The 3,383-nt window shown below is 53.1% G+C and carries 2 protein-coding genes; both read right to left on the minus strand.

Going from position 1 to position 3,383, the window contains the following annotated elements; translation table 11 throughout:
- On the minus strand, nucleotides 1-187 hold a 187-nt coding region (locus Q6A48_RS25805; protein ID WP_304557300.1), incomplete at its 3' end, for a hypothetical protein.
- Between the two features lie 136 nt (nucleotides 188-323).
- Nucleotides 324-3,224, minus strand: a complete 2,901-nt coding sequence (locus Q6A48_RS25810; protein ID WP_304557301.1) for a hypothetical protein — start codon at nucleotides 3,222-3,224, stop codon at nucleotides 324-326.
- Nucleotides 3,225-3,383 lie beyond the last annotated feature (159 nt).

Genomic DNA, 3,383 nt, shown 5'->3' on the forward strand with positions numbered 1-3,383 from the left:
CGGAGTCCACGGTATTGATCGGATTGAAGGTCAGGTTCAAAGGGAACGCCGGGCCGCACAGCCAGTTGCTCTGCACCTCGGGCAAATCGATGGACACGGTGTATTGGCCGGTGCGGGGGTCGACGCCGCCTTGCAGATAACTCATGAAACTGAACGCTTGGGAGTGCACGACGCTGGAAGTGGTCATGTTCTGTCTTCCTCATAAGATACACTTGTCGGTCATTTCCAAATACTTATAACAACAAGGAAAAACCTGGGGCGTGGTGAAGCCATATTGAATGCCCATACTGCCTTGACAGGACAGGCACAACATCGCCCACTTGTCATCTTCGCCTGACGACCAATGTATTACGACTGTCTTCTTTCGACGGTGATTCGAACCCTATTGCCAGCGAATGCCGATTTCCATCTTCGTCAAGCAATACAATATTAATATCAGGATCCAGTTGCTGGCGGTAAAACTTACGAGTGTCTCCGTTCGCCCGGCCATCATACCAATATTGCATATCGTCCGTTCGATGCAAACTGATCAGCAACTCACCGGCCGCCGGCCCGCCCTTATCAAACGAGGTTTTTAACTGCTTTTGATAAAACCGCATCAGTCCCCACAAGTAAGGATCAAAAGACAATCCTTCGGGATCTGGACTATCGCTATTCTCAAAATTAGTAGGTTTGAAGGCATAACCGGTGTAGCTGAAGAACGTCTCATCAACCAATTCGCTTTCCCACTGTATGGTCGAGATGTTTTTTTCGATGGACAAGGTGGTAAAGAGGACCGGATCTATGCCCCGCCGCAAATAGCTTAAAAACCAGTAATCAAGGGACGAGCGATAATAGCTGAAATAATCCCACTCCGGATTCGCTTGACTGGGCGGTTCATCATGCCCTGTGGGATCGGCATCCCTGCGCTCACGCTTGAACTCATAGTGAGATATTGGCGGAACCGACGGTGGGATACCCTGTACCGTAACTTCATAATTTTCAGACTTTTCATCCGTCGAGCTAAGAACGCCGTAAGGCGAATCGAATTGCGCATAAAAGGTCGCGCTCCCCCCGTGTGAAAGATGGATATAGAGTTCACGATAACGCACACCATTATTTTTAGGCGCCGGTGGCGCCAGCGGATAGGTTCGCGCTGCGGTGGCCGAATAAAACCTGAAGCGATTTCTTATTTTACTGACAGCCCATGGAATGTCCTTGCCATATTCAATGCCTTCCTGGCCTACCGGTATGAAGGGGACCGGAACGCCGGATACTTTATCGACCAGCCGAAGCGTAGCCAATTCGGCATCACTCACCGGAATGTATTGCTCCACCCCACCCACTGTAACTGAATTGGTTGCGATAGTGACAATGACGGGGATTTGCTGAAAGCCATTGCTGAAACAGCTGTCCAGACCGTTATTGACAGCGATTGAAAATTCCTTGAGTGGCGTTAACCAATGCGGTTCCTGTTGTATTTGCTCGGAGAGCTGGATAACGCTAAGACCGCTTGCCCTGACCGTTCCGTTCACCAGATAGGAACATCTCACTACACTCACTCGGGACGTGGGTTGGGTCGGCGGTGTGAATACGCCATTTTCATCCACGTCCCCCTCACCGATAACCACCCACCGGACCTCATCATCGGGTTCCAGATCGGCGTACAGCTGGATCGGCTCGCCAGCCGTGACCGCCGCGACATAAGGCGGATCGACCGGCAGCAGGTGCGAGGCCTTCAGCAGCACAACGGTCGCTTCAATCGTCTCGCTACTCTGCTGATCGGTCACGACGATTCTCTGTATGGCCAATGGGTCAGTCTGAGTAACGGGCGGCGTATAAATCGCGTGGTTGTTATCAACGACCTCGAGTGTCCCTTCACTCGGCAAAAGCGTGGGCCAGCGCAAAATCCCATTTCCCAGGGTCGTCACGGTTAACTCGACAGGCATTGGATTACTGCCAACGCCACGCAGGCAAACCCGCGGTGAAATGCTCATGCTTTCGAAAACGCCGAGCACCAGCGCTGAACTTTGCCGGGATTTCCCGTCTATCGTGTATTGCGCAGTGACCACAATGGGCTGCTGCTCCTTGCCCATTCGTGTCTTGTCTGGCGCCGTATAAACCCCACCCACAGGCGTAATGGTGCCCACCGAAAACGGATTCAGGGGATTACTGGCAGTCCATTGGGCGTTAACGCTCGATCCGTCACTTTTTCGCGCAACAAATGTCTGCGGCAGGCCACCACTTTTCAGACTGATGAATGTCGGCTCGACCGTTACCGTTTCGGAGGTCGGTCCAATATTGCCCAACACCAGTAGATCATGGGGTGTATGCCGCCCATCCACACTTTCAATGAAGATGTTATCGCCAGGGAAAAGCAGATTCTTCAACACATCGAGTTGCACTTCATCGAGCAACTCCGTCCATTCGCTGTTCAACACCAGTGAGGCGGAATAAAGGGGGCGCCCCCCTACCTTGTCGTCCGGAATCAGATAGGGGAAGCCACTGCCCTCAATGGGAATCCCGTCGCCGTTTTTATCATTGATTTTCAGACGGATGAACAGCAGTACGGCACCATCAGCTGGGTCATCGGACGCTGGGGCTCTTTGCGTCCGAATGTAAAACGCCGTTGGACTCAAAGGGTTATAACCACTGAAATCGAACAACCCCAGTTCAAAAATACGCTGGTCCTGGGGCAGCACAGCTAAGCGGCTTTGAATCAAGGCCGCCACATGCTTGTCGACCCCGAGCATTCCTCCCAGGTTGCATGTCATCGACACGTCGCTGGCCACATCCAACGTCACCCGGCCCCGCTGATCCACTTCCCCTTCAATCTGGTTCAGGCTGAGTTTCATCTGAATCTTGTAGCCCATCGCTTCGGTAATACGGAAGCTGGACAGCAAGCGGACCGCTCCGCCGCCTACAGGGTGACTCTTGGCCGTATAGGTTCCACCCACCAGGTTCATGGTCAGCGTAACCTTGGATTCGTTCAGCGATGCCGATTCGAATGACAGCACTGGCTTACCCAGTAGCACACCGTCCAACGTCATCGATTCCGTTCGATCATCGATGTACGCCACCCCATTGATTGGCGGGATAAAACGCCCATCATGCAGCCACGTCAAATATTGCACTTCCAGCAGGCGATTGAGCTGCTCTCGGCCGAAGGCGACGATCGCGCCCCACTCGTTGGTGATGGAGCCTCCCTGCATACGATCCAACAAACTTTCCAGTGAGTTCGACATGATCTTTCTCCAACTAATCAGAATTAGCGGTCAGCCTCTATTGGCCATCGGCACGGAACATCCGGATCGTTTCGGGCATGTTGAACAAGGGCAACGGCAAGACGATATAACCGTCTTCCGACGCCCCTCCCGGCCTTGCGGGAGGCGCCAGGACCGTGA

It is taken from the genome of Pseudomonas citrullilanati (assembly GCF_030580855.1).
Lineage (GTDB): Bacteria > Pseudomonadota > Gammaproteobacteria > Pseudomonadales > Pseudomonadaceae > Aquipseudomonas > Aquipseudomonas citrulli.